This is a genomic window from Pseudomonas mendocina (assembly GCF_900636545.1).
Taxonomy (GTDB): domain Bacteria; phylum Pseudomonadota; class Gammaproteobacteria; order Pseudomonadales; family Pseudomonadaceae; genus Aquipseudomonas; species Aquipseudomonas mendocina.
In genome coordinates, this window is the sequence record NZ_LR134290.1 from 4,270,607 (window position 1) to 4,291,839 (window position 21,233).

Below are 21,233 nucleotides of genomic sequence, written 5' to 3' on the forward strand. Positions count from 1 at the left end.
ACCCGCGGCCCAAGTAGCCGCGTAATTTAGGAAAACAAAGGCGGAGACGCACTTATGCAACGGCCCCAAGCTAACCCTAACCATCATTACGGTCTGCCCGACTATTCGATGATGGTGCTGCTGGTCGATGACCAGGCCATGATCGGCGAAGCCGTGCGACGGGCGCTGAGCGAAGAAAGCGATATCGACTTCCACTTCTGCGCCGACCCGCATCAGGCGCTGAGCGTGGCCCAGCAGATCAAGCCGACGGTGATCCTGCAGGACCTGATCATGCCCGGCGTCGACGGCCTCGAACTGCTCGCCCAGTACCGTACCGCTCCTGGCCTGCGTGACGTGCCGATCATCGTGCTGTCGACCAAGGAAGAACCCAAGGTCAAGAGCGCCGCCTTCGCCGCTGGAGCCAACGACTACCTGGTCAAGCTGCCGGATGTGATCGAACTGCTCGCCCGCATCCGCTACCACTCGCGCTCCTACCTGACCATGCTGCAGCGCGACGAGGCCTATCGCGCCCTGCGCGAGAGCCAGCAACAGTTGCTCGACACCAACCTGGTGCTGCAGCGCCTGATCAAGTCCGACAGCCTCACCGGCCTGGCCAACCGCCGCTACTTCGACGAATACCTGGAAATCGAGTGGAGCCGCGCCCTGCGCGATCAGAGCGAGCTGTCGCTGCTGATGATCGACGTCGACTACTTCAAGGCCTACAACGACCAGCACGGCCATGTTGCCGGCGACGAGGTGCTGCGCCGCGTCGGTGAATCGCTGCGCAGCAGCTGCACGCGCGCCACCGACCTGGCCGCACGCTACGGCGGTGAAGAGTTCGCCGTGATCATGCCCGGCACCGCCGCGGGCGGCGCACGCCTGCAGGCGGAAAAGATTCGCCGTGCGGTAGAAGCCATGGGCATCCCCCATGACCTGCCCAAGCCAGGCTCGCCAATCAGCGTGAGCATCGGCATCGCCACCATTCGCCCCTCGGTGGAGCATGATCCGCTGAGCCTGGTGATCAAGGCTGACGAAGGCCTGTACCTGGCCAAGCACAGTGGGCGCAACCAGGTGGTTCAGGGCGGTGAACGCAGCTGAGCCGGAGATAACCGACTCAGCCGGCCGATAACCGCCCACTTTTCCGCGCTTTACCACCCCCTCCGCAGCCCGCATATCTACTGACGTTGACGCCCCGAAAGGTGGCGTCGGGCATCGCTGTGCGCGTTCAAACAACCGCCCCTCGATTGACTGAATTAACCAGTTAGTACATTTTTCCTCGCAGTTACGTTACAACAACAAGAGACAGCCCATGACGCCCTGCATTCTGGTACTCAACGGCCCCAACCTGAACCTGCTCGGAACGCGCGAACCCGCCACCTACGGGCACGAGACCCTCGCCGATATTTCCAAACTCTGCGCCGATACCGCCGCCGAACATGGCCTGAAAATCGAATTTCGCCAGACCAACCACGAAGGTGAACTGCTTGACTGGATTCACGCCGCACGCGGACGCTGCGCCGGCATCCTGATCAACCCGGCGGCCTGGACTCACACCTCGGTGGCCATTCGCGATGCACTGGTGGCCAGTGAATTGCCGGTGATCGAAGTGCACCTGTCCAACGTGCACAAACGCGAGCCGTTCCGTCATCACTCGTTCGTCTCGCAGATCGCCGTAGGGGTCATCTGCGGGCTCGGCAGTCAGGGCTACCGACTGGGTCTGCAGTACTTCGCTCAATCGCTCAAGGGTTAAGAACCATGTCCTCCGTTACCAGTGGCATCCTCGCCGGCCTTATCGGCAAGGGTATCCAGGCCTCCCGCACGCCAGCCATGCACGAGCGCGAAGGCGATGCGCAGGGGCTGCGCTACCTCTACCGCCTGATCGACCTCGACCAGTTGGGCCTCGACCTCGATGCGCTGCCGAGTCTGCTCGATGCGGCGCAGCATATGGGCTTTACCGGCCTCAACATCACCTTCCCGGCCAAGCAGGCGATCATCCCGCTGCTCGACGAGCTGTCGAGCGAGGCGCGTGGCATTGGCGCGGTGAACACCGTGGTGCTCAAGGACGGCAAGCGCGTCGGCCACAACACCGACTGCCTGGGCTTCGCCGAGGGCTTTAGGCGTGGCCTGCCCAACGTGGACCGCCGTCGCGTGGTGCAGATGGGCGCGGGTGGTGCCGGCGCCGCCGTGGCGCATGCCCTGCTCGCCGAAGGCGTGGAGCGCCTGTGCATTTTCGAAGTAGAGCCAGGCCGCGCCCAGGCTCTGGCGGACAGCCTCAATGCTCACTTTGGTAGCGAACGCGCCGTCGCAGGTGACGACCTGGCCAGCGAAGTCGCCGCAGCCGACGGTCTGGTCAACACCACTCCGGTGGGCATGGCCAAGCTGCCAGGCACGCCACTTCCGGTGGAGCTGCTGCACACTGGGTTGTGGGTCGCGGAGATCATCTACTTCCCGCTGGAGACCGAGCTGTTGCGTCACGCTCGCGCGCTAGGCTGCCGCACGCTGGATGGCGGGACCATGGCGGTGTTCCAGGCGGTCAAGGCGTTCGAGCTGTTCAGCGGCCGCCCGGCCGATGCCGAACGCATGCAGGCGCACTTCGCCAGCTTCTGAGCCCACGCATGCAAAAGACCCCTGGCAGCGACAACGCTGCCAGGGGCCTTTTCATATCTGCTCAGCCCTGGATATAACGCAGCACAGCGTCGCAGATCATCGTCTTGTGGCGTTGCTTGACCTGTTCGTCAGGCAGGTCGATCTGGAAGATTTCACCGAAGGTGTGGCGGTTGGACACCCGATAGAAGCAGAACGAGCTGATCAGCAGGTGCACGTCGAGCACATCGATACCCGGGCGGAACACACCCTCTTCCGCACCTCGCCGCAGGGTCTTGCCGAGGGTATCGAGCACCACGTTGCTCATCTGGCGGATGGCCGGTGACTGCTTGACGTACTCACCGTAGTGGATGTTCTCGATACTGACGATTCGCACGAAGTCGACGTTGCGGTCGTGGTGATCGAAGGTGAACTCCACCAGCCTGCGGATCGCCAGCACCGGCGGCAGGGACGCCAGGTCGAGGCGGCTCTCGGTACCGCGAATGTCACCGTAGAGTTTGACCAGTACCTCGAGGTAGAGCTGCTCCTTGCTGCCGAAGTAGTAGTAGATCATCCGCTTCGAGGTCGCGGTACGCTCGGCGATGGCATCCACGCGAGCCCCGGACAGGCCCTGCTGGACGAACTCCGTGATGGCGGCCTGGAGAATGCTCTCGCGGGTCTTCTCCGGATTGTTCTTACGTACCTTGCGCACCACCTCGGTAGGTTGGGTGGCCAGGTTGGCAACGGCTTCGGTCATACGGCAATGGTCTTTTTTATAGGTATTGGTAGTGCGGATTATGGCAGGCCGCACAGACGTCGTGCAGCGGCAACCGAAGGGTTGCCGCATCGCCCACCTTACAGCCGCGGCCGCTTCAAACCGCCGCTGCGCGCCTTGGCCATGGCCGCCAGGCGTACCGCGACGTTGGCCGCACCGTAGCCCACGTAGCCACCCTTGCGCTGGATGATTTCGAAGAAGAAGCGCTCCTCGAACGGCTCGGTGTAGACGTGGAACAGCTCGCCACCCTGGGCATCACGGTCGTAGAGCACGTTGTAGTAGGCCAGCTCGCTGAGGAACTCGTCGTCGAAGTCGAAGCGTGCGGCCAGGTCGTCATAGTAGTTCAGCGGAATCTCCAGCAGCGGCACGCCGGCTTCCTTGGCCCGCGCCACCTCGGCGAAGATGTCGTCGCAAGAGAAAGCGATGTGATGCACACCGGAGCCCTGATAACTGGAAAGCGCATGGGCGATGGCGGTGTTGCGGTTCTCCGAGATGTTCAGCGGCAGGCGGATCGAGCTGCAACGACTGCGAATCGCCCGGCTTTTCACCAGACCGTAGGGATCGGGCAGCACCACCTCGTCGTCGGCCTCGAAATCCAGCAGGCTCTTGTAGAACAGCACCCAGCTGTCGAGCGAATCGGCCGGCAGCGCCAACGCCATGTGATCGATCCGTTGCAGCCCGCCGCAGACCTGGGCACTGGCATCGAGGCTGAAATCGGTGTCGTAGATGGTCTGCCCTTCTCCGCCCTGCTCTACCAGATAGATCAGGCTACCGTCCGGTGCGCGCACGGCTGGAATTTCCCGCTCGTTGGGCCCGACCAGGCCGCGATAGGGCTGGCCGCGGTAGTCGCAGGCACGCTGCAGTGCCTGCGCGCCGTTCCTGACGCGCAGTGCAGTGGCGCAGAGCGAAGGGCCGTGCGACTCGAAGAAGTTGTGGGCAAAGGAGTAAGGCTCGGCATTGAGCACGATATTGATATCACCCTGACGCAGCAGGCTGACGTCCTTGGAACGATGCTGCCCGGCACGGGCAAAGCCCAGGCGCTCCAACCAGCCGGACAGACGCGCGCCGACGGCCTCGTCGACAGCGAACTCGAGAAACTCGACGCCGTCGTAGCGGTGGGCAGCAGGTGGGGTGAAGAGCACGCCCGGCTCGATCTGATGACCCTCTTTCTCCAGTCGCTTGTGGGTCTTTTCCTCGAGGTAGAGCAGCGAGCGCAGGCCGTCGGCGGCGTTCTGCCGGGGTGGCGCGGCGCGGAATCCATCGTTGAAGATCTCCAGCGACAATGGGCCGCGATAACCGCTACGCAGGATGGGAGCGAGGAAGCCCGCCAGATCGAATTCGCCCTGCCCAGGGAAACAGCGGAAATGTCGACTCCACTCCAGCACGTCCATTGCCAGAATCGGCGCATCGGCCATCTGCACGAAGAAGATCTTGTCGCCGGGAATATCGGCGATGGCCGCCGGATCGCCCTTGAGCGACAGGGTGTGGAAACTGTCGAGGATCACCCCGACAGCCGGATGGTCGGCCTGGCGCACCAGGTTCCATACCTGCTGGTAGGTGTTGACGTGACGCCCCCAGGCCAGCGCTTCATAACCGATGCGCAGGCCACGTGCGCCGGCACGCTCGCCGAGCAGGCGCAAGTCATCGATGAGGATTTCATCATCGCCCAGCGAGTCGGCGGCGACGTTGCTGCATACCAGCACCAGGTCGGTGCCCAGCTCCTGCATCAGGTCGAACTTGCGCTCGGCACGGTCGATATTGCGCTGCAGGCGATCGCGGCGGCAGCCCTCGAAGTCGCGAAAGGGTTGGAACAGGGTGATGGCCAAGCCGAGGTCGGCACAGCGCTTGCGGATCTCAGTGGGGCTGCCGTCGTAGTAGAGCAGGTCGTTCTCGAAGATTTCCACACCGTCGAAGCCGGCAGCAGCAATGGCTTCGAGCTTCTCGGGCAGGGTACCGCTAAGGGAAACGGTGGCAATTGAACGCTGCATAGACGGCTCCGGGCTGAGGCGGCGCCGTGGCGGGCAAAGTGAGGGAGGCGAGACGCGCTCATGAGCCCTCACTCGGCCGGTTGGTCGGCGCTCATGGATTGTTCGTAGCCTGGATTATTGGCAGGGCAATGCAGATCAGCAATTCAAAATGAACGAACTGGTTAGTTTTCCGTTCGATAATCGAACAATGGTTACTTGCGCGGCTGTCGCCGGCTCTGCCAGGCTGCCGCGAGGCCACTGAGGCAGATGATGAGGATGCCAATCAGCGCCGTGGTATCGGGTGTGTGCTTGAACACCAGCAAACCCAGCAGGCCGGCGAAGACGATCTGCACATAACCGAATGGGGCCAGCAACGCCGGGGCCGCGTGACGAAAGGCATGGGTCAGCAACAGATGCGCCGCCATGCCACAACCGCCCAGCGCCAGCATCATCAGGCCATGGGTGATGCTGGGGACATGCCAGAAGAACGGCACCAGCAGGCTCATCACCAGGGTGTTGACCAGGCCCGCGAAGAAGTTGCTGGTGGTAGCACTGTCCACTTCGCTCAGACGTCGGGTAAGGATCTGATAGAAGCTGAAACACAGCGCGGCGCTCAGCGGTAGCAGCACTGCCGGCGTGAACAGGCTGCCGCCGGGATGCACGATGATCAGCACGCCGATGAAGCCGATGATCACCGCCGCCCACTGCCCTGCGCTGACGCGCTCGCCAAGTAGCGGCACCGACAGCGCGGTCACCAGCAAAGGCGCGAGAAAGATCACCGAGGTCGCCTCGGCCAGCGGAATGAACATCAGGCCGGTGGTGAACAGCAGGCTGACGCCCAGCAGGCACAGTGCCCGCAACACCTGCAGACCAGGACGTTTGGTACGCAACACACGCAGGCCGGATTGCGGCAGGAAGATGCCGGCCATCAATAGGGTGTGCACCATGTAGCGCGCCCAGACGATGAGGATGATCGGGTAGAAACCCGACAGGTATTTGGACATGGCATCGTGACTGGCGAACAGGAAGGTCGCCAGCACCATCAGGCCGATCCCCTTGAGCGGATGATTGGCGCCGGACAATGGAGTGATGCTCATGAAATACCCGGGAAGCGGACGTACCGCAAAAAGATAGCAAGACAACTAACTATACAGGCCGCAACCGAGCAGCGCCTATATCGGCTGCGGCAACAGCTGGCGGGATTACGACTGACGGTCAAGCACCTGCCGTGTCTTCTCCAGCGCCATGCTGGCCCGCTGCAACGCGCTGACGCCCTGCTCCAGCAATTGCCGAGTGGGAATTTCCAGGCTCAGCGGAATGTTCGCCGGCAGGGTTCGCAGCAAGCTCGGCAGATCGCAATCGCCCTCGCCAGGGAAACGCCGCTCGTTGCGCGCCTGGCGCAGGATTTCCGCCATGTCATCCGGGCGCGGCCCGGCTACATCGCACAACTGAGCGTAGCGCAAACGTTCGGCGGGTATGGCTGCCAGGTCCTGCAGACGTGAGGCCGAGCGGTCGAAGTGAAAGGCATCGATCAGTACGCAACCATTGCTGCGCCCCGCCGCGTTGACGATACGCGCCGCCTGGGGCAGGTCGCGAGCGTCGGTCCAGGGCATGAACTCCAGGTGCGGATGCAGGCCGTACGGCGCGGACAGATCACAGAGCGCAGCGAAGTTGTCGGTCAGGCGTGCCTCGTCTGGATCGTTGCCGGCCACCAGCAGTTCGCTGGCGCCGCATTCGGCTCCCACGGCGAGGATCGCTTCGAAATCGGCGACACGGGTATCCGGTTTCAGACGCAGAATTTCTACGTCGAGCACCCGAACGCCGGTGTCGCGCAGGCGTTGCAACGTCTGCGCGCGCAGAGCGGCATCGGCTACCAACGGGAAGTGGTGCTCCTCCGGCGTGGCCGGCACCAGGCGCAAGCCAACATGGCTGTAACCGGCGCGCGCGGCGACTTCGACCATCTCCGGTGGTGACAGCTCGAGTACGGTCAGGGCTGCCAGTGAAAGAATGCGTTCGCTCATGATGACTCTCTGATCAGATGGTTTCGGGGGTGCTGGCCTGTCCGCTCTCCGCCGCCTGGCGAATGGCCTCGACCAGCGCCAGGGTACGACCGGCATCGGCGGCGCTGACCAGCGGCTGCGCCTGGCCACGGGCGACCTCGATGAAATGCAGGAGCTGACGGCGCAAGGCTTCGTCGGCGTCGAAGCGCTCATGCACCTGCTGCAGCGGCTGATGCCAACCGGCGCCGGCCTCGGAGTAGTGCCAGCATTTGAGCTGCGGAATGCTCAGGGCACCATGCGTGCCAGCGAGCAGGTAGCAGGGTTGGTCGGCCTGGCGCGGGTAGACCGGGTTCTCGCCCGATGTCAGCTCCCAGCTCCAGGGCGCCGCGGCGGCGTCAGAGCCGGTAAGGCTGCCCAGCGCACCGCCTTCGAACTGCAGTAGCACCGCAGCGCTGTCCTCATTGGCGAAGCCACGCACGCCGTTGCTGGTGATGGCCTGCACCTGGCGCACCTCGCCGCACAGGTGGCGCAGTAGATCGAGGTCATGAATCAGATTGGTCAGCAACATCCCGGCACCGGCCTCGCGGCGCCATGGAATGTCGTAGTAACTGTCGGGCTTTTGCACCTGCCATAGCGCAGTCACCGTAGTCAGCCGTCCCAGCGTGCCTTGCTCGATCAGCTCACGTGCTCGGGCGATCAGCGGGTTGTGCCGGCGATGATGACCGACCAGCACCGGCACGCCAGTGCGCTCGCTGGCCAATACCAGCTCGCGCACTTCATCCAGGTACACGCCTACCGGTTTTTCCAGCAGCACCGGCACGCCGGCGGCGATGCAGTCGAGCGCGGTGCTGACGTGCAGGGCGTTGGGGTTGGCGACGATCACCGCTTCGGGACGAGCCTCGTCCAGCATCTGCCGGTAGTCGGCGAAATACGCCACGCCGCACTCAGCGGCGAACGCCTCGGCCTGCGGGCCGGGGTCGGCGATGGCGCACAGCTGCGCTTCGGCGAGTGTCTGCAGGTGCTGGTGATGCTGACGGCCCATGACACCGGCGCCGATCAAGGCAATACGCAAGGGGGAAGTCACGCGTTGATCCTCTTGTTGTCGTGCTCGCGTGGGTGCGCCGGATGCAGCGGGCGCCTTTTTAATATTTAGAACTTAGTTCCAAAAAATCTGCAAGACGAAAATTCGAGGCGTGCGACAGCCTAGGAACTAGCGTGGCAGGCTCATTGAGCGAAGCCCCCTCCGCAACGTCAAAACGTGATTAATAATGCGTGGGAGGGGCTTTAGCCGCGACAAAGGCTCGCGGCTAAAGCCCCTCCCACGTTTTTGTGCTGATTGCTACCCGGCTCGGCCGAATCGCGGCTGAAGCCGCTCCTACGACAGGGGGGCGGTGCAGTGGTCAGCCGATCAGGCGAACAACTCGGAGGCAGGGCTGGCGGCGGACAGTTCGGCGACGGCGGCCAGCAACTCAGGCGCCAGTTGCTCGATACGCGTCAGAGGCAGACGTGCGCTGGGGCCGGCAATGCTCAGCACACCGATCACCCGCTCTTCGACAGGGTGGCGCACCACGGCGGCCAATGCCGCAGTGCCAAGCGATGAACTTTCCATGACCCAGGCATAGCCCTGCTGGCGCGCCAGGGCCAGGCGCTGCAGCAGCTCCTGCTCGCTGCGCGGCGCATTGGGACCGAACTCTGTGGGGTCGGCCACACCTTGTCGCGCCACCAGCGCCAAGGCCTCGGCATCGCTCATGCTGGCCAGCCAGGCATGCCCGGAGGCGGTGTAAAACAGCGGTGCGTCACGCCCCATGTCGGGATCGTAGCGCAGGCCGGAACGAGCGCCCTGGCTCTTGGCGATCCAGGTCTGGCGCTCACCTTCGATCACGCCCAGGCGCACCAGCTCGCCGCTGCTCTCGGCCAGGCTATCGAGGATCGGCTGCACCACGTCGGCACCGCTGTTGGCCAGGTAGCGAAAACCCAGTGCCACCAGCTTGGTGGAAAGCCGATAACGGCTGGTAAGTGCATCCTGGCGTACGTAACCCAGGCGAATCAGCTCGGCGAGCATGCGATGCGTGGCGCTTTTGGGGATATCCAGCTCATCGGCCAATGCCTGCATCTGCACGCCACGGGCGTCCCGAGTGAGGCTTTCGAGAAGGCTGAACGCACGTTCGATCTGACTGCCGGCCATGAGAGAGTCCTGGGAAATTTGCGCCGATTCTAAGAGACAAGCGCCCGCCGATGCGAGCCAGACGGGTGTCTGCCTCTGGATGCTGAGCCACGGACGCGCGATACTGCCGGGGCAAGTCGTAATGTACTAACCAGTTCGTTCTCGTTCGGTTATCGAACAAAACCCCATTTAGCGAATTGAAATGGCCAGTGTGGTCGGCCCACTATTCCGACCACACCTGAAAACGAAGTGATCTTCTGCCTGGTGCATCATGCTTCGAATGTTTCAGCAGCCAATAAATATAAGAAGGTCAATTGTCATGTCACAGCCTATGCACTTGCGTGCCCCGGCCTCCCATGCCACCGCCCGGGCTACGTCTCGCCCAGCTACCAGCTCGTTGCTCGACGACTGGTCATCCCTATCGACGCTAGCCATGCCCGTCCTCGCCCCTGCCTGTCATGACATGCACAGGAGCTTTCGGCCGCGCCTGATCAGCTCGCTGCTTGCCAGACTGCTGCCTGCGCGCAAAGCCTGACTCAGCCCCTTACCCTCCCCCATTCTGTCGGAGCGATAGCATGAACAAGACAGACAAGATGCTGGTCGGCGAGCGCACGTTCTGCGCCCTGCTACTGGTATTCAGCCTGGTGATCTTCTACCTGGCCTACCAGATTTCCGGCTTCTCCTCGGCCAACTCTCCAGGCGCCTTTCCCATCGGTGTGGCGCTGGTGATGATCCTGTCGGCGGTGAAGATTGCCTTCGAACTGCTCGGCAAGGCGCGGCCCGACTGCAGTGGCTGGCTCGATGCAGCCCAGCAGTTTCGCCTTCAGCACTTTCCCAAGCGCACGTTGATCTTCGGCCTGCTGGCCGTGATCTATCTGGCCGCCATCCAGTGGGCCAGCTTCTATGTCAGCACCTTCCTATTCCTGGTACTGGCAATCGTCTACCTGCGCGGCGGCCGCGTGCTGAACGCGGTTTGCGTGGCCGTGGCCCTTCTGATCGTGATCTACCTGCTGTTCAGCCTGGCTTTCAGCGTTTACCTGCCATAACGAGGCTCCCGAGATGAGCGATACCTTTTCCTACTTGCTGATGGCCTGGAGCGATCCGCAGTTGCTGATGCTGACGGCACTGGGCACCTTTGCCGGCATTTATATCGGCGCTATCCCGGGCCTGTCGGTGACCATGGCAGTGTCCATCCTGGTGTCCTTCACCTTCTCCTGGGACGTCAACGACGCCCTGGCGCTGATCGTCGGCATTTTCATCGGTGGTGTGTATGGCGGCTCACGCAGCGCCATTCTGCTGAATATTCCCGGCGGTCCATCGTCGGTCGCCACCTCGTTCGATGGTTACCCGCTGGCCCAGCAGGGCGAAGCCGGTCGCGCCATCGGCCTGAGCACCGTGATGTCGGTAGTGGGCGGCCTGGTGGGTACCATCGTCCTGGCCAGCGCCGCGCCGGTGATCGGTGATCTGGCCTTGAAGTTCGCCCCGCGTGACTACTTCCTGGTCGCCGCCATTGGCCTGCTGCTGGTCGGTAGCCTGGCCGAAGGCTCGCTGGCCAAAGGCATCTTCGCCGCAGCACTGGGTGCGATCATCGGTCTGGTGGGCATGGACCCGGTCACCGCCGAAGGGCGCTTCACTCTCGGTCAGGTCGAACTGATGGGCGGCATCCACTACGTGGTTCTGATGATCGGCCTGTTCGGCGTCGCCGAAGTCTTCTATCAACTGCATAACCTGGATGCGCCGGTAACACGCCAGGTGGTGGACAAGATCATTCCGTCCTTCGCCATGGTGCTGAAGTTCCTGCCACTGTCGATCCGTACTTCGATCATCGGCGTGGTAGTGGGTGTACTGCCGGGCGTGGGTGGCGACATCGCCGCGCTGATGGCCTACGACCACGCCAAGCGCACCGTGAAGAACCCGACCAAACCCTTCGGCAAGGGCGCCTACGAAGGCCTGGTCGCACCGGAAACCGCCAACAGCGCGGCCGTCGGTGGCGCTTATGTGCCCATGCTGACCCTGGGCATGCCGGGCGACGCGGTCACGGCGGTGATCATCGGCGCACTGGTGATCCACGGCCTCAACCCCGGCCCGATGCTGATGGTGGAAAACCCACACATCTTCTACTTCACCGTCGGCAACCTGCTGCTGGCCAACATCTTCCTGCTGATCTTCGGCCTGATGGGCATCAAGCTGTTCGCCAAGTTCGTCGAGATGCCCAAGGCCGTGCTGATTCCGCTGATCCTGGTGCTCTGCGTGGTCGGCACCTACTCGATCAACAGCAGCATGACCGAGGTGTACTGGATGCTCGGCTTCGGTGTGCTCGGCTACCTGCTGAAGATCTTCGGCTTCCAGATGGGCCCGATCATCCTCGGCGCCATCCTCGGCCCGCTGATGGATACCTCGTACCGTCAGGCCATGTCCTCAGCCGGCGATCACCCCGGGGAACTGCTGCAGGGTCTGGTCACCAGCCCGCTGTCGCTGATCCTGACCAGCGCGGTAGTGCTGATCCTGCTGGGCAATACCCCGCTACTGAAGAAACTCAAGAGCAAGTTCAGCCCGGCTTCGACGCGCGGCTGATACCCGGTTTCACCAGGCGTGCCCCGGCCTACAGGGGCTCACAACAACAACCGATGGAGAGTCTCCACATGTTCAAATCGTTACTGACTGGCGCCGCTCTCGGACTCAGCGCCCTCACCATGGCTCTGCCAGCCCACGCCGAATACCCCGAGCGCAGCATCCAGGCGGTCATTCCCTGGGGTGCAGGTGGCGCCACCGACAACGTCATGCGCAGCCTGACTCCGTACGTGGAGAAAGAGCTGGGCGGCAAGTTCATCCTCAACAACCGTCCGGGCGGCACTGCCGTGATCGGCAGCACCTTCGTCAAGACCCAGCGTCCCGACGGCTACACCGTTCTGCTCGGCGCCGAGAACCCGCAGCTGTACAAGGTGCTGAAACTGGCTGACTTCGACTACGCCGACTTCTACCCGGTGAGCATCATCGGCCAGAACGTGGTGGTGATCGCTGCCAACGCCGACGCGCCGTTCAACAACATGGCCGAGCTGCTGGCCGCCGCCAAGGCCAATCCGGACACCCTGCGTATGGGCTCCACCGGCGCCGGTGGCCTGCCGAGCACTGTCAGCGCGATGATCAACGCAGTCGACGAATTGAAAGTGCGTGAAGTGACCTTCGGCGGCGACGGCCCCGGCATCACCGCGCTGATGGGCAACCATATCGACTTCATGCCGCTGAGCCTGGCCGCCGCGCGCGAGCTGGTACGCAGCGGCAAGCTCAAGGCCCTGGCTGTGTTCGCCACCGAGGAAACCCCGGAGCTGCCGGGCGTAGAGCCGATCACCAAGTCGCTGCCGGCCATCGCCGAGTACCTGCCGTGGGGTCCGTTCTGGGGCGCCTTCGTGCGCAAGGACACCCCGGATGACGTCAAGCAGAAGCTGGTCGAAGCCTATGCCAAGGCCGTGGCCAACCCCGAGTTCCAGGGCTTCCTGAAGAACTTCGGTGCGCAGAGCCTGAACCTCAACGGTGCCGAGGCCGAGGAATTCCTCAAGCGCTGGCAGTCGGTTACCACCTGGTCGATGTATAAGGCCAAGGCCATCGAGATTTCCCCGGACTCGGTCGGCATCGCCAAGCCCTGATTTCTTGAACCGCCGCCGGCCAGTTTGAACCGGCGGCCCTCCCTTATTTCTGCTGTATCTGCGCACGCGGAGGGGTTCGTGCGCTCCGAAGAATCTGTCAACAAAGAGGTACAACAACAATGAAATCCACTCTTAACCATCTGCTGCCTAGCGCTCTGGCTCTGGCCGTCATCGCCGCTCTGCCTGTCGGTAGCGTTCACGCCGCCGGCTTCGTCGAAGACGCCAAGGTCACCCTCGGCCTGCGCAACTACTACTTCAACCGTAACTTCCTCAACCAGACCCAGAACGGTCAGGGTCATGCCGAAGGCTGGACCCAGAGCTTCATTCTCGACGCCCGCTCCGGCTACACCGAAGGCACCGTCGGTTTCGGCCTCGACGTGCTCGGCCTGTACTCGGTGAAGCTCGACGGTGGCCGCGGCACCACCGGTAGCCAGTTGACTCCCGTGCACGACGACGGACGCCAGGCTGACGACTTCGGCCGTACCGCCGTGGCGGCGAAAGCCAAGATTTCCAAGACCGAACTGAAGGTCGGTGAGTGGTTCGCCGTGCTGCCAATCCTGCGTGCTGACGACGGCCGCTCGCTGCCGCAAACCTTCCAGGGTGCCCAGTTGACCTCCAACGAGATCGACGGCCTGACCCTGTACGGTGGCCAGTTCTGGAAGAACAGCCAGCGTAACGATGCCAGCCGCGAAGAAATGTCCTTCACCCTCAATAACGTCAAATACGAAGGTGATGATTTCAACTTCGCTGGCGGCGAATACCGTTTCAACGGCAACAACACCATGGTCGGCGTCTGGCATGCGCGCCTCGAAGACGTCTACAAGCAGAGTTATGTGCAACTGACCCACAGCCAACCGGTCGGTGACTGGGTGCTAGGCGCGAACCTGGGCTACGTCAACGGCAAGGAAGAAGGCGCGGCCAAGGCCGGCAAGCTGGACAATAAGGTTTACCAAGGCGCGCTGACCGCCAAGACTGGTAACAACAGCTTCATGGTGGCCTACCAGCGTCTGAGCGGCGATACCAAGTTCATGCGTATCGACGGCGCTAGCGGCGGCACTCTGGTCAACGATGGCTTCACCAACAGCTATGACAACCCGGAAGAACGTTCCTGGCAGGTTCGCCACGACTACAACTTCGCCGGCCTCGGCATTCCGGGCCTGACCCTGATGAACCGCTACGTCAGCGGCTTCAACATCCACACCGGCGGCCGTACCGATGCCGAAGAATGGGGCCGCGAATCCGAACTGGCCTACACCTTCCAGGAAGGCACTCTGAAGAACCTCAGCGTGCGCTGGCGTAACTCGGACGTGCGTCGCGACGTGGGTGCCGATCTGCACGAGAACCGTCTGATCATCAACTACCCGCTTTCGCTCCTGTAAGCATCACGCGACATCGCTGCACAAGTGACTCCTAGTGTTACGGCACGTTCAGCCCGTCCTCGTGACGGGCTTTTTTTTGATGTGCACCTGTTCGAGGAAGTACCACCATGCGCTGGATTATCGAACGCTGCGCCGACCTCAAGGTCGGGCACAAGCTTCTGCTGGGCTTTTCACTGGTCATGCTGCTGACCCTGGCTGTGGCCCTGGGTGGCTGGCGCACCGCCAGCGATATCCTCGGGCATGCCGGCCAATCGATTCGGGTAGCAGACCTGAAACAACAGATCCTGCAGCTACGCCTGCTGGAAAAGGATTACCTGCTGGCACCGCTGGCAGGCCACGAAGCGGCCATTACCGATCAGCACACGGCTATTGCCGAACAATTGGCGGCCCTTCCGACCGGGGCCGAACAGCTACAACTGTTGCTGGGCAACGACGCTTATCAGCAGCAATTCGCCCAGCTGCGCTCGACACAGTCACAGGCCGGTACTGCGCAGACCGGCATGGCGATACGCGCCGACGAAGCGCTGATCCAGTTCGAGATGGTCGCTCAGGACCAGTTCAACCTGCTTCGCGACCAACTGTTCGAAGGCCAGGCAGGCACCCAGAGCGGCGTCGATCAGGCCGAGGCGGCGGCGCGCCTGAGCCAGAATCTGTTGCAGCTGCGCCTGGCGGAAAGCCAGTTCATCCTTCGTGCAGACGATGCCGACGTCGAACTCTGGCAGACACGTTTTACCCATATGACCGACGCGGCCCAGCAACTGCGCGTACAACTCGCAGCGCTGCAGCAGGCATCGCTGGACGAAGCCCTGCGAGCGCTCGACAGCTATCGAGAATCCTTCGAACACTATCGCCAGAGCCGCGAGGCCGAACAGCGGAGTCGCCAGCAACTGACCGACCTGGCACAAGGCATGCTGCAGCATGGCAGCGCCCTGCAACAGCATCAGCAGCACAACATGCAGGAGGGCAACCGCCAATCCCTGCAAACCCTTGCACTGCTGACCACTGCTGCATTGCTGCTGGCGCTGCTCGCCAGTTGGCTGATCCGCCGCCTGATCGTCGGCCCGCTACAGAACTGTCTGTTACTGGCCCAGCAAGTCGCCGCTGGCGACCTCAGCGGCACTCGCACAGCCATAGGCCGCGACGAGGTCGGTCAACTGCTGGGGGCACTGCAAAGCATGCGTGACCACCTGCGCGATCTGATCGGGCAGATCGGCGGCAGCGCGACACAGATCGCTGCCGCGGCCGAGCAACTCTCGGCGGTCAGCGAGCAGACCCGCGCCGGTGTGCGCGAGCAGAGCGAGGAATCCAACCAGACCGCCTGTGCCATGCAACAGATGGTTGCCAGCGTGCAGCAGGTAGCCGGCGATGCCGGGCAGGCCTCACAGGCGGCGCAGCAGGCAGAACGGCAAGCTCGCGATGGCGACCGACAGGTACGCCAGGTCATCGAACAGATCGAGCGCCTGGCCAGTGAAGTCGTACAGAGCGGCCAGACCGTCGATCAGGTGCAGGGCGAGAGCCAGCGCATCGGCAGCGTGCTGGACGTGATCAAGGCAGTCGCCGAACAGACCAACCTGCTGGCACTCAACGCAGCCATCGAGGCGGCCCGCGCCGGAGAGCAAGGCCGCGGTTTCGCCGTGGTCGCCGATGAGGTTCGCGCACTGGCACGCCGTACTCAGGACTCCACCAGTGAGATCGAGGCACTGATCACCAGCCTGCAGAGCCGGGTACACAAGGCCGTTGCTCAAACGCAGACCAGCCAGAGCTTGAGCCAGGATGCAGTGAGCAGCGTGGAGCGCACCGGCCAGAGCCTCGCCCATATCAATCGGGCGGTTGCTTTGATCGAACAAATGAACCAGCAAATCGCCAGCGCCGCCGAGCAGCAAAGTGCGGTGGCCATGGAGATCAACCGCAGCTTGGACAACGTACGTAGCATCGGCGAACAAAGTGCGAGCGCCACCGAGCAGACCGCCCTGTCCAGCGCTGAATTGGCCAGGCTCGGCGGTGAACTGCAGGAACGCATCGGCCGTTTCCGCAGTTGAGGCAGAACGCTGCATTTCCGTAGGGGGTGCTCTAGCCGCAGCCACTAGCAGTCGCGGCTAAAGCCCCTCCCACAGATAAGCACTCGAATCGGCGCCCACGCTTTCAGGCCAACACCGTGGGAGGCGCTTCAGCGGCGACTGTTCTTGAACCTGTCCACAGGTGAAAGCTGCAGTCCAGCGCGGCAAAACACACGACAAATGGCCGCTAACCGCACGACATCCCAAGCCCTTCTCTCCCGCCACCCTTGGCGCCTCCGTGCGCTCAACGTAAAATCCGGAACATAGTTCCAATAAATAAAAATCCGGAGACCAGCCATGCCTCATACCCCACTCGACTGCGACCTGCTGGTGGTCGGCTCCGGCGCGGCTGGATTGGCCGCTGCCGTCAGCGCCGCGCACCTGGGCAAACGGGTGATCCTGGTGGAGAAGGACGCGGTGCTGGGCGGCGCGACCGCCTGGTCCGGCGGCTGGCTGTGGGCGCCGCGTAACCCGCTGGCCCAGCGCGCCGGCATCGTCGAAGACATCGAGCAGCCGCGCACCTACCTGCGCAACGAGCTGGGCGAGCATTATCGCCCCGAGCTGGTGGACGCCTTTCTGCAGAACTGCCCGGACATGGTCGCCTTCTTCGAGCAGCACACCGCGTTGCAGTTCGTCGATGGCAACGGCATCCCCGACATGCATGGCGACACGCCGGGTGCCGCCACCGGCGGTCATCAGGTGATCGCCGCGCCCTATGATGGCCGCGAGGTGCTCGACCTGCTGCCACGCCTGCGCAAGACCATGCGCGAGACCTCCTTCATGGGCATGCCGATCATGGCCGGTGCCGATCTGGCCGCCTTCCTCAACATGACCCGTTCGCCCAAAGCACTGCTGCATGTCATCCGGCGCTTCACCGCGCACCTCTATCACCTGGCCCGTCATGGCCGCGCCATGCACCTGGTCAATGGTGTGGCGCTGATCGCCCGCCTAGCACGCTCGGCGCAGGATCTCGGCGTGCAGATGCTGGAGTCCACGCCCGCGCAGCGCCTGATCGTCGAAAACGGCAGCGTATGCGGCGCCGTGGTGCTGCATGCCGGCGAGGAAATGCCTATCCGCGCCAAAGCGGTGGTGCTGGCGGCCGGAGGTTTTCCCAACGATGCACGACGGCGCCAGGCGATGTTCCCGCGCGATGCCAGCGGCCATGACAACCTCGCATTGCCGCCGCTCAGTTGCTCCGGCGATGGTTTGCGCCTGGGTGAATCCGCCGGAGGGCGTGTAGCCGACGACCTGCGCTCGCCAGTGGCCTGGGCGCCGGTATCCAAGGTGCCCTACCCCGACGGCAGCGTCGGCCACTTCCCGCACATCATCGACCGCGGCAAGCCCGGCATCATCGGCGTGCTGCAAAACGGCCAGCGCTTCGTCAACGAGGCTGGCGGTTACTACGACTACGTCGACGCCATGCTCAAGGCCATCCCCGAGGATCAGGAAGCCTGCTCCTGGCTGATCTGCGACCACCGCTTCCAGCGCCGTTATGGCCTGGGCTTCGCCCGCCCAGCGCCGCTGCCAGTGGCGCCGCATATCCGCAACGGCTATCTCAAACGTGGCGCGACCCTCGAAGAACTGGCCGCTGCCTGTGGCATCGACCCACTTGGTCTGACCACCACCGTCAGCGAATTCAATCGTCATGCGCGCCTGGGCGAAGACCCGCAATTCGGCCGTGGCAGCACACCCTTCAACCGCCGCAGCGGCGACGCCCAGCACACCGGCCCCAACCCGTGCGTGGCGCCTATCGAGCACGGCCCGTTCTATGCGGTGAAGGTACAGCCGGGCTGCTTCGGCACCTTCGCCGGCTTGCGCACCGATGGCCAGGCGCGGGTGCTGGATGCCAATGCTCAGCCGATACCTGGGCTGTATGCGGCGGGCACCGATATGGCCAGCCCGCTGGGCGGGCATTATCCGTCGGGCGGGATCAATCTGGGCCCGGCCATGACCTTCGGCTATATCGCCGGACGCCACGCCGCTACGCTCTGACATCCGGCGCGCAGGACGGACAGGCATAAAAAAGCGCCGCCCGGATGCGTGGTCCGGGCAGCGCTCCATTGCTCGCGGGCTCAGTCCTTCAGCGATTCCACACCCAGCTCGTCCCACACCGCTTCGGCCAGATGGAAGGTGGCGTTGGCCGCCGGGATGCCGCAGTAGATGGCGCTCTGCATGATCACTTCCTTGATCTCTTCGCGGCTCACCCCGTTGTTCTTCGCCGCACGCAGGTGCAGCTTCAGCTCACCCTCGCGGTTCATGCCGATCAGCATGGCGATGGTGATCAGGCTGCGGGTGTGGCGCGGCAGGCCGGGGCGCGTCCAGATATCACCCCAGGCATGACGGGTGATCATCTCCTGGAACTCTTCGTTGAACGGCGTCAGGTTCTGCAGGCTGCGGTCGACGTGGGCGTCGCCCAATACTGCGCGGCGCACCTGCATGCCGGCTTCGTAGCGTTGTTTCTCATCCATCGGTCAATCCTCGAAGAAGGCGTGTGCTCAGGCCGTCAGGAAAGTCAGCACGCGCTGGCTGAATTCATCGCCTGCCTGCACGTTGGACAGGTGCGCGGCATGGAACTCCACCAGTTCGGCGCCCGCGATGTGCTCCTGCATGAAGCGACCATGCTCGGTGGTGGTAACCGGGTCGCCACTGCCACAGACGATCAGCGTCGGTGCGACAATGCTGCCAAGCTGCTCGCGGTAATCGGCATCGCGCACCGCCGCACAGTTGGCCGCGTAGCCTTCGGGCGAAGTCTGCGCCAGCATGCCGACGATAGGTTCGACCTTGCCCGGATTGGCCTCGGCGAAGTCGGCGGTGAACCAGCGCGAGATCGACGCATCACGCAGACCACGCATGGCCTGCTCGCCCTCGGCCAGCACCATCTCGATGCGCGGGTTCCACACCTCGGGCGTGCCGATCTTGGCGGCGGTGTTGCACAGCACCAGGCGCTCGATGCGCTCGGGCGCGTTGATACCCAGCCACTGGCCGATCAGCCCGCCCATGGACAGGCCGCAGAAATGCGCCTTGGCGATGCCCAGGGCATCGAGCAGGGCCAGCACGTCGCGGCCGTTCTGTTCGATGCTGTAGGGGCCTGCGCTGACCAGCGAGGCGCCGTGGCCACGGGTGTCGTAGCGCAGCACCTGGAAGTGCTGGGTGAAGGCCGGGATCTGTGCATCCCACATGTGCAGGTCGGTGCCCAGCGAGTTGGACAGTACCAGCACCGGTGCACCGGCCGGGCCTTGGAGCAGCGGCCCTTCCAATAAATAGTTCAGATCGCCATCGGCGAGACGTACGGCAGGCATGGAGAGTTCCTAACGCGACAATTGGTTGTGTTCGGCAACGGCCCGCTCGACCCAACGGCGGGCCTGGCCCAGGTAATGCGCCGCATCGAGCAGGCGATCCAGCTCGTCAGCAGACAGTTGTGCGCTGACCTCGGCGTTGGCACCGAGCACCGCGCGCAGATGAACGCCCTCGCGCACGGCCTGTTTGCAGCACTGTTCGATCAGGTGATGGGCGGCGTCGCGGCCGATCTTCTGCGCCAGGGCGATGCTCACCGCCTCGGCCAGCACCAGGCCCTGGGTCAGCTCAAGATTGGTGCGCATGCGTGCGGCGTCCACCTCCAGCCCCGGCACCACCAGCAGCGCCTGCTGCAACGCGCCGGAGACCAGGCAGCACAGCTCCGGCAGGGTTTCCCATTCGGCATGCCAGAGGCCGAGACTGCGCTCGTGCTCCTGCGGCATGGCCGCCAGCATCGTCGCCACCAGGCCCGGTGCGCGGGTGGCGGCGCCAATCAGCACGGCGGCGCTGACCGGGTTGCGCTTGTGCGGCATGGTGGACGAACCGCCCTTGCCCGGCGCGGCCGGCTCGAAGACTTCGCCGGCCTCGGTCTGCATCAGCAGGCTGAGGTCGCGGCCCAGCTTGCCCAGGCTGCCGGAGATCATCCCCAGCAGGCTGGCGAACTCCACCAGACGATCACGCTGGGTATGCCAGGGCTGCTCGGGCAGGTTCAGTTGCAATTCCTGCGCCAGCGCACCGCTGACCGCCCAGCCCGCCTCGCCCAGCGCCGCCAGGCTGCCGGAGGCGCCGCCGAACTGCAGGCACAGCAGGCGCGGCTTGAGCTCGGCCAGGCGCTGGCGATGACGGGTGACCGCACCGAGCACGCCGGCCAGCTTCATGCCGAGGGTGACCGGCGTGGCCTGTTGCAGCCAGGTACGGCCAGCCAGGGGCGTGTCGATATGGCGTTCGGCCTGCGCCGCCAGGGCATCGGCCAGCTTAGCCAGATCGCTTTCCAGCAAGCCAATGGCGGCGCGCAGTTGCAGCACCAGGCCACTGTCCATGGCGTCCTGGCTGGTGGCACCGAGGTGTACGTAGCGCTCGGCCTCGGGGCTTTCGGCGGCGATGCGCTTGCCGAGGGCCTTGACCAGCGGGATGGCGGAATTACCCGCCGTGGCGATGGCCAGGGCCAGCGCCGGATAATCGTAGAGTTCGGCCTTGCAGGCGGCCTCGATGGGCGCCACGGCCTCGGCGGGGATCACCCCGACGCGCGCCTCGGCCCGCGCCAGGGCGGCCTCGAAGTCGAGCATGCCCTGCACCCGCCCGGCATCGCAGAAGATCGCGCGCATGGCCGGCGCGGTGAAGTAGGCATCGAAGAGTTGGTTGCTCAAGGCGGTCTCGTTCCAGCAGTTTGA

At 63.8% G+C, this 21,233-nt stretch carries 18 protein-coding genes; 9 read left to right on the forward strand and 9 right to left on the reverse strand.

The features are described from left to right. The first annotated feature begins 54 nt into the window (after positions 1-54). From EL191_RS19905 to EL191_RS19915, 3 genes are all read left to right on the forward strand, one after another. Positions 55-1,077: a response regulator gene (locus tag EL191_RS19905; RefSeq protein ID WP_017362014.1), complete on the forward strand. Its 1,023-nt coding sequence runs from the start codon at positions 55-57 to the stop codon at positions 1,075-1,077. A 211-nt stretch (positions 1,078-1,288) separates the two neighbouring features. Beyond that, on the forward strand, positions 1,289-1,729 hold the full coding sequence (aroQ, locus tag EL191_RS19910; RefSeq protein WP_013717216.1) for a type II 3-dehydroquinate dehydratase: 441 nt from the start codon (positions 1,289-1,291) through the stop codon (positions 1,727-1,729). A gap of 5 nt (positions 1,730-1,734) precedes the next feature. Continuing rightward, on the forward strand, positions 1,735-2,586 hold the full coding sequence (locus EL191_RS19915; RefSeq protein WP_013717217.1) for a shikimate dehydrogenase: 852 nt from the start codon (positions 1,735-1,737) through the stop codon (positions 2,584-2,586). A gap of 61 nt (positions 2,587-2,647) precedes the next feature. Here the strand turns inward: EL191_RS19915 and EL191_RS19920 are convergent, their stop codons facing one another. The 6 genes from EL191_RS19920 to EL191_RS19945 all read right to left on the reverse strand — a co-directional run bounded on the left by EL191_RS19920 (position 2,648) and on the right by EL191_RS19945 (position 9,489). Continuing rightward, on the reverse strand, positions 2,648-3,319 hold the full coding sequence (locus EL191_RS19920; RefSeq protein ID WP_041980538.1) for a TetR/AcrR family transcriptional regulator: 672 nt from the start codon (positions 3,317-3,319) through the stop codon (positions 2,648-2,650). 98 nt (positions 3,320-3,417) lie between these two features. Continuing rightward, the gene (quiC, locus tag EL191_RS19925) at positions 3,418-5,325 is read right to left on the reverse strand and encodes a 3-dehydroshikimate dehydratase QuiC (RefSeq protein WP_041980536.1); all 1,908 of its coding nucleotides are present in this window, start codon (positions 5,323-5,325) and stop codon (positions 3,418-3,420) included. Positions 5,326-5,516: 191 nt separating this feature from the next. After that, the gene (locus tag EL191_RS19930; RefSeq protein ID WP_041980535.1) at positions 5,517-6,401 is read right to left on the reverse strand and encodes a DMT family transporter; all 885 of its coding nucleotides are present in this window, start codon (positions 6,399-6,401) and stop codon (positions 5,517-5,519) included. A gap of 105 nt (positions 6,402-6,506) precedes the next feature. Next, on the reverse strand, positions 6,507-7,325 hold the full coding sequence (locus EL191_RS19935) for a sugar phosphate isomerase/epimerase family protein (RefSeq protein ID WP_041980532.1): 819 nt from the start codon (positions 7,323-7,325) through the stop codon (positions 6,507-6,509). Between the two features lie 13 nt (positions 7,326-7,338). Further along, positions 7,339-8,388, reverse strand: a complete 1,050-nt coding sequence (locus tag EL191_RS19940; RefSeq protein WP_041980529.1) for a Gfo/Idh/MocA family protein — start codon at positions 8,386-8,388, stop codon at positions 7,339-7,341. A 324-nt stretch (positions 8,389-8,712) separates the two neighbouring features. Beyond that, positions 8,713-9,489: an IclR family transcriptional regulator gene (locus EL191_RS19945; RefSeq protein ID WP_041980526.1), complete on the reverse strand. Its 777-nt coding sequence runs from the start codon at positions 9,487-9,489 to the stop codon at positions 8,713-8,715. 554 nt (positions 9,490-10,043) lie between these two features. On the opposite strand from EL191_RS19945, the gene EL191_RS19950 reads away from it, so the two are divergent. The 6 genes from EL191_RS19950 (at position 10,044) to EL191_RS19975 (ending at position 18,540) form a co-directional block, all read left to right on the forward strand. Next, a complete protein-coding gene (locus EL191_RS19950) occupies positions 10,044-10,514 on the forward strand; it encodes a tripartite tricarboxylate transporter TctB family protein (protein WP_041980524.1) in 471 nt (156 codons plus the stop codon). A 13-nt stretch (positions 10,515-10,527) separates the two neighbouring features. After that, positions 10,528-12,042 carry a tripartite tricarboxylate transporter permease gene (locus EL191_RS19955; protein WP_013717225.1) on the forward strand — a complete coding sequence of 505 codons (1,515 nt, stop codon included), beginning with the start codon at positions 10,528-10,530 and terminating at the stop codon, positions 12,040-12,042. A gap of 68 nt (positions 12,043-12,110) precedes the next feature. Continuing rightward, the gene (locus tag EL191_RS19960) at positions 12,111-13,112 is read left to right on the forward strand and encodes a tripartite tricarboxylate transporter substrate binding protein (RefSeq protein ID WP_041980522.1); all 1,002 of its coding nucleotides are present in this window, start codon (positions 12,111-12,113) and stop codon (positions 13,110-13,112) included. 119 nt (positions 13,113-13,231) lie between these two features. Next, the gene (locus EL191_RS19965; protein WP_041980519.1) at positions 13,232-14,491 is read left to right on the forward strand and encodes an OprD family porin; all 1,260 of its coding nucleotides are present in this window, start codon (positions 13,232-13,234) and stop codon (positions 14,489-14,491) included. A 107-nt stretch (positions 14,492-14,598) separates the two neighbouring features. Then, complete coding sequence (locus tag EL191_RS19970) at positions 14,599-16,530, forward strand: methyl-accepting chemotaxis protein (protein ID WP_041980517.1); 1,932 nt, start codon at positions 14,599-14,601, stop codon at positions 16,528-16,530. 315 nt (positions 16,531-16,845) lie between these two features. Next, entirely contained in the window at positions 16,846-18,540 is a 1,695-nt protein-coding gene (locus EL191_RS19975) for an FAD-dependent oxidoreductase (RefSeq protein WP_041980515.1), read from the forward strand. 80 nt (positions 18,541-18,620) lie between these two features. On the opposite strand, the gene pcaC is transcribed toward EL191_RS19975, so the two are convergent. The 3 genes from pcaC to EL191_RS19990 are packed head-to-tail and all read right to left on the reverse strand — an operon-like array spanning position 18,621 to position 21,209. After that, positions 18,621-19,016 (reverse strand): 4-carboxymuconolactone decarboxylase, encoded by a 396-nt coding sequence (pcaC, locus tag EL191_RS19980; protein ID WP_041980513.1) that lies wholly within the window; start codon positions 19,014-19,016, stop codon positions 18,621-18,623. A gap of 27 nt (positions 19,017-19,043) precedes the next feature. Next, a complete protein-coding gene (pcaD, locus tag EL191_RS19985) occupies positions 19,044-19,847 on the reverse strand; it encodes a 3-oxoadipate enol-lactonase (protein ID WP_041980511.1) in 804 nt (267 codons plus the stop codon). A 9-nt stretch (positions 19,848-19,856) separates the two neighbouring features. Next, positions 19,857-21,209, reverse strand: coding sequence for a 3-carboxy-cis,cis-muconate cycloisomerase (locus EL191_RS19990; protein WP_041980509.1), 1,353 nt, complete (start codon positions 21,207-21,209; stop codon positions 19,857-19,859). Positions 21,210-21,233: the final 24 nt, after the last annotated feature.

Excerpts from the sequence above, each read along its gene's own strand:
- EL191_RS19905 (WP_017362014.1), top strand. The coding sequence starts at position 55 with ATGCAACGGCCCCAAGCTAACCCTAACCATCATTACGGTCTGCCCGAC.
- aroQ (WP_013717216.1), top strand. The coding sequence starts at position 1,289 with ATGACGCCCTGCATTCTGGTACTCAACGGCCCCAACCTGAACCTGCTC.
- EL191_RS19915 (WP_013717217.1), top strand. The coding sequence starts at position 1,735 with ATGTCCTCCGTTACCAGTGGCATCCTCGCCGGCCTTATCGGCAAGGGT.
- EL191_RS19920 (WP_041980538.1), bottom strand. The coding sequence starts at position 3,319 with ATGACCGAAGCCGTTGCCAACCTGGCCACCCAACCTACCGAGGTGGTG.
- quiC (WP_041980536.1), bottom strand. The coding sequence starts at position 5,325 with ATGCAGCGTTCAATTGCCACCGTTTCCCTTAGCGGTACCCTGCCCGAG.
- EL191_RS19930 (WP_041980535.1), bottom strand. The coding sequence starts at position 6,401 with ATGAGCATCACTCCATTGTCCGGCGCCAATCATCCGCTCAAGGGGATC.
- EL191_RS19935 (WP_041980532.1), bottom strand. The coding sequence starts at position 7,325 with ATGAGCGAACGCATTCTTTCACTGGCAGCCCTGACCGTACTCGAGCTG.
- EL191_RS19945 (WP_041980526.1), bottom strand. The coding sequence starts at position 9,489 with ATGGCCGGCAGTCAGATCGAACGTGCGTTCAGCCTTCTCGAAAGCCTC.
- EL191_RS19950 (WP_041980524.1), top strand. The coding sequence starts at position 10,044 with ATGAACAAGACAGACAAGATGCTGGTCGGCGAGCGCACGTTCTGCGCC.
- EL191_RS19955 (WP_013717225.1), top strand. The coding sequence starts at position 10,528 with ATGAGCGATACCTTTTCCTACTTGCTGATGGCCTGGAGCGATCCGCAG.
- EL191_RS19960 (WP_041980522.1), top strand. The coding sequence starts at position 12,111 with ATGTTCAAATCGTTACTGACTGGCGCCGCTCTCGGACTCAGCGCCCTC.
- EL191_RS19965 (WP_041980519.1), top strand. The coding sequence starts at position 13,232 with ATGAAATCCACTCTTAACCATCTGCTGCCTAGCGCTCTGGCTCTGGCC.
- EL191_RS19970 (WP_041980517.1), top strand. The coding sequence starts at position 14,599 with ATGCGCTGGATTATCGAACGCTGCGCCGACCTCAAGGTCGGGCACAAG.
- EL191_RS19975 (WP_041980515.1), top strand. The coding sequence starts at position 16,846 with ATGCCTCATACCCCACTCGACTGCGACCTGCTGGTGGTCGGCTCCGGC.
- pcaC (WP_041980513.1), bottom strand. The coding sequence starts at position 19,016 with ATGGATGAGAAACAACGCTACGAAGCCGGCATGCAGGTGCGCCGCGCA.
- pcaD (WP_041980511.1), bottom strand. The coding sequence starts at position 19,847 with ATGCCTGCCGTACGTCTCGCCGATGGCGATCTGAACTATTTATTGGAA.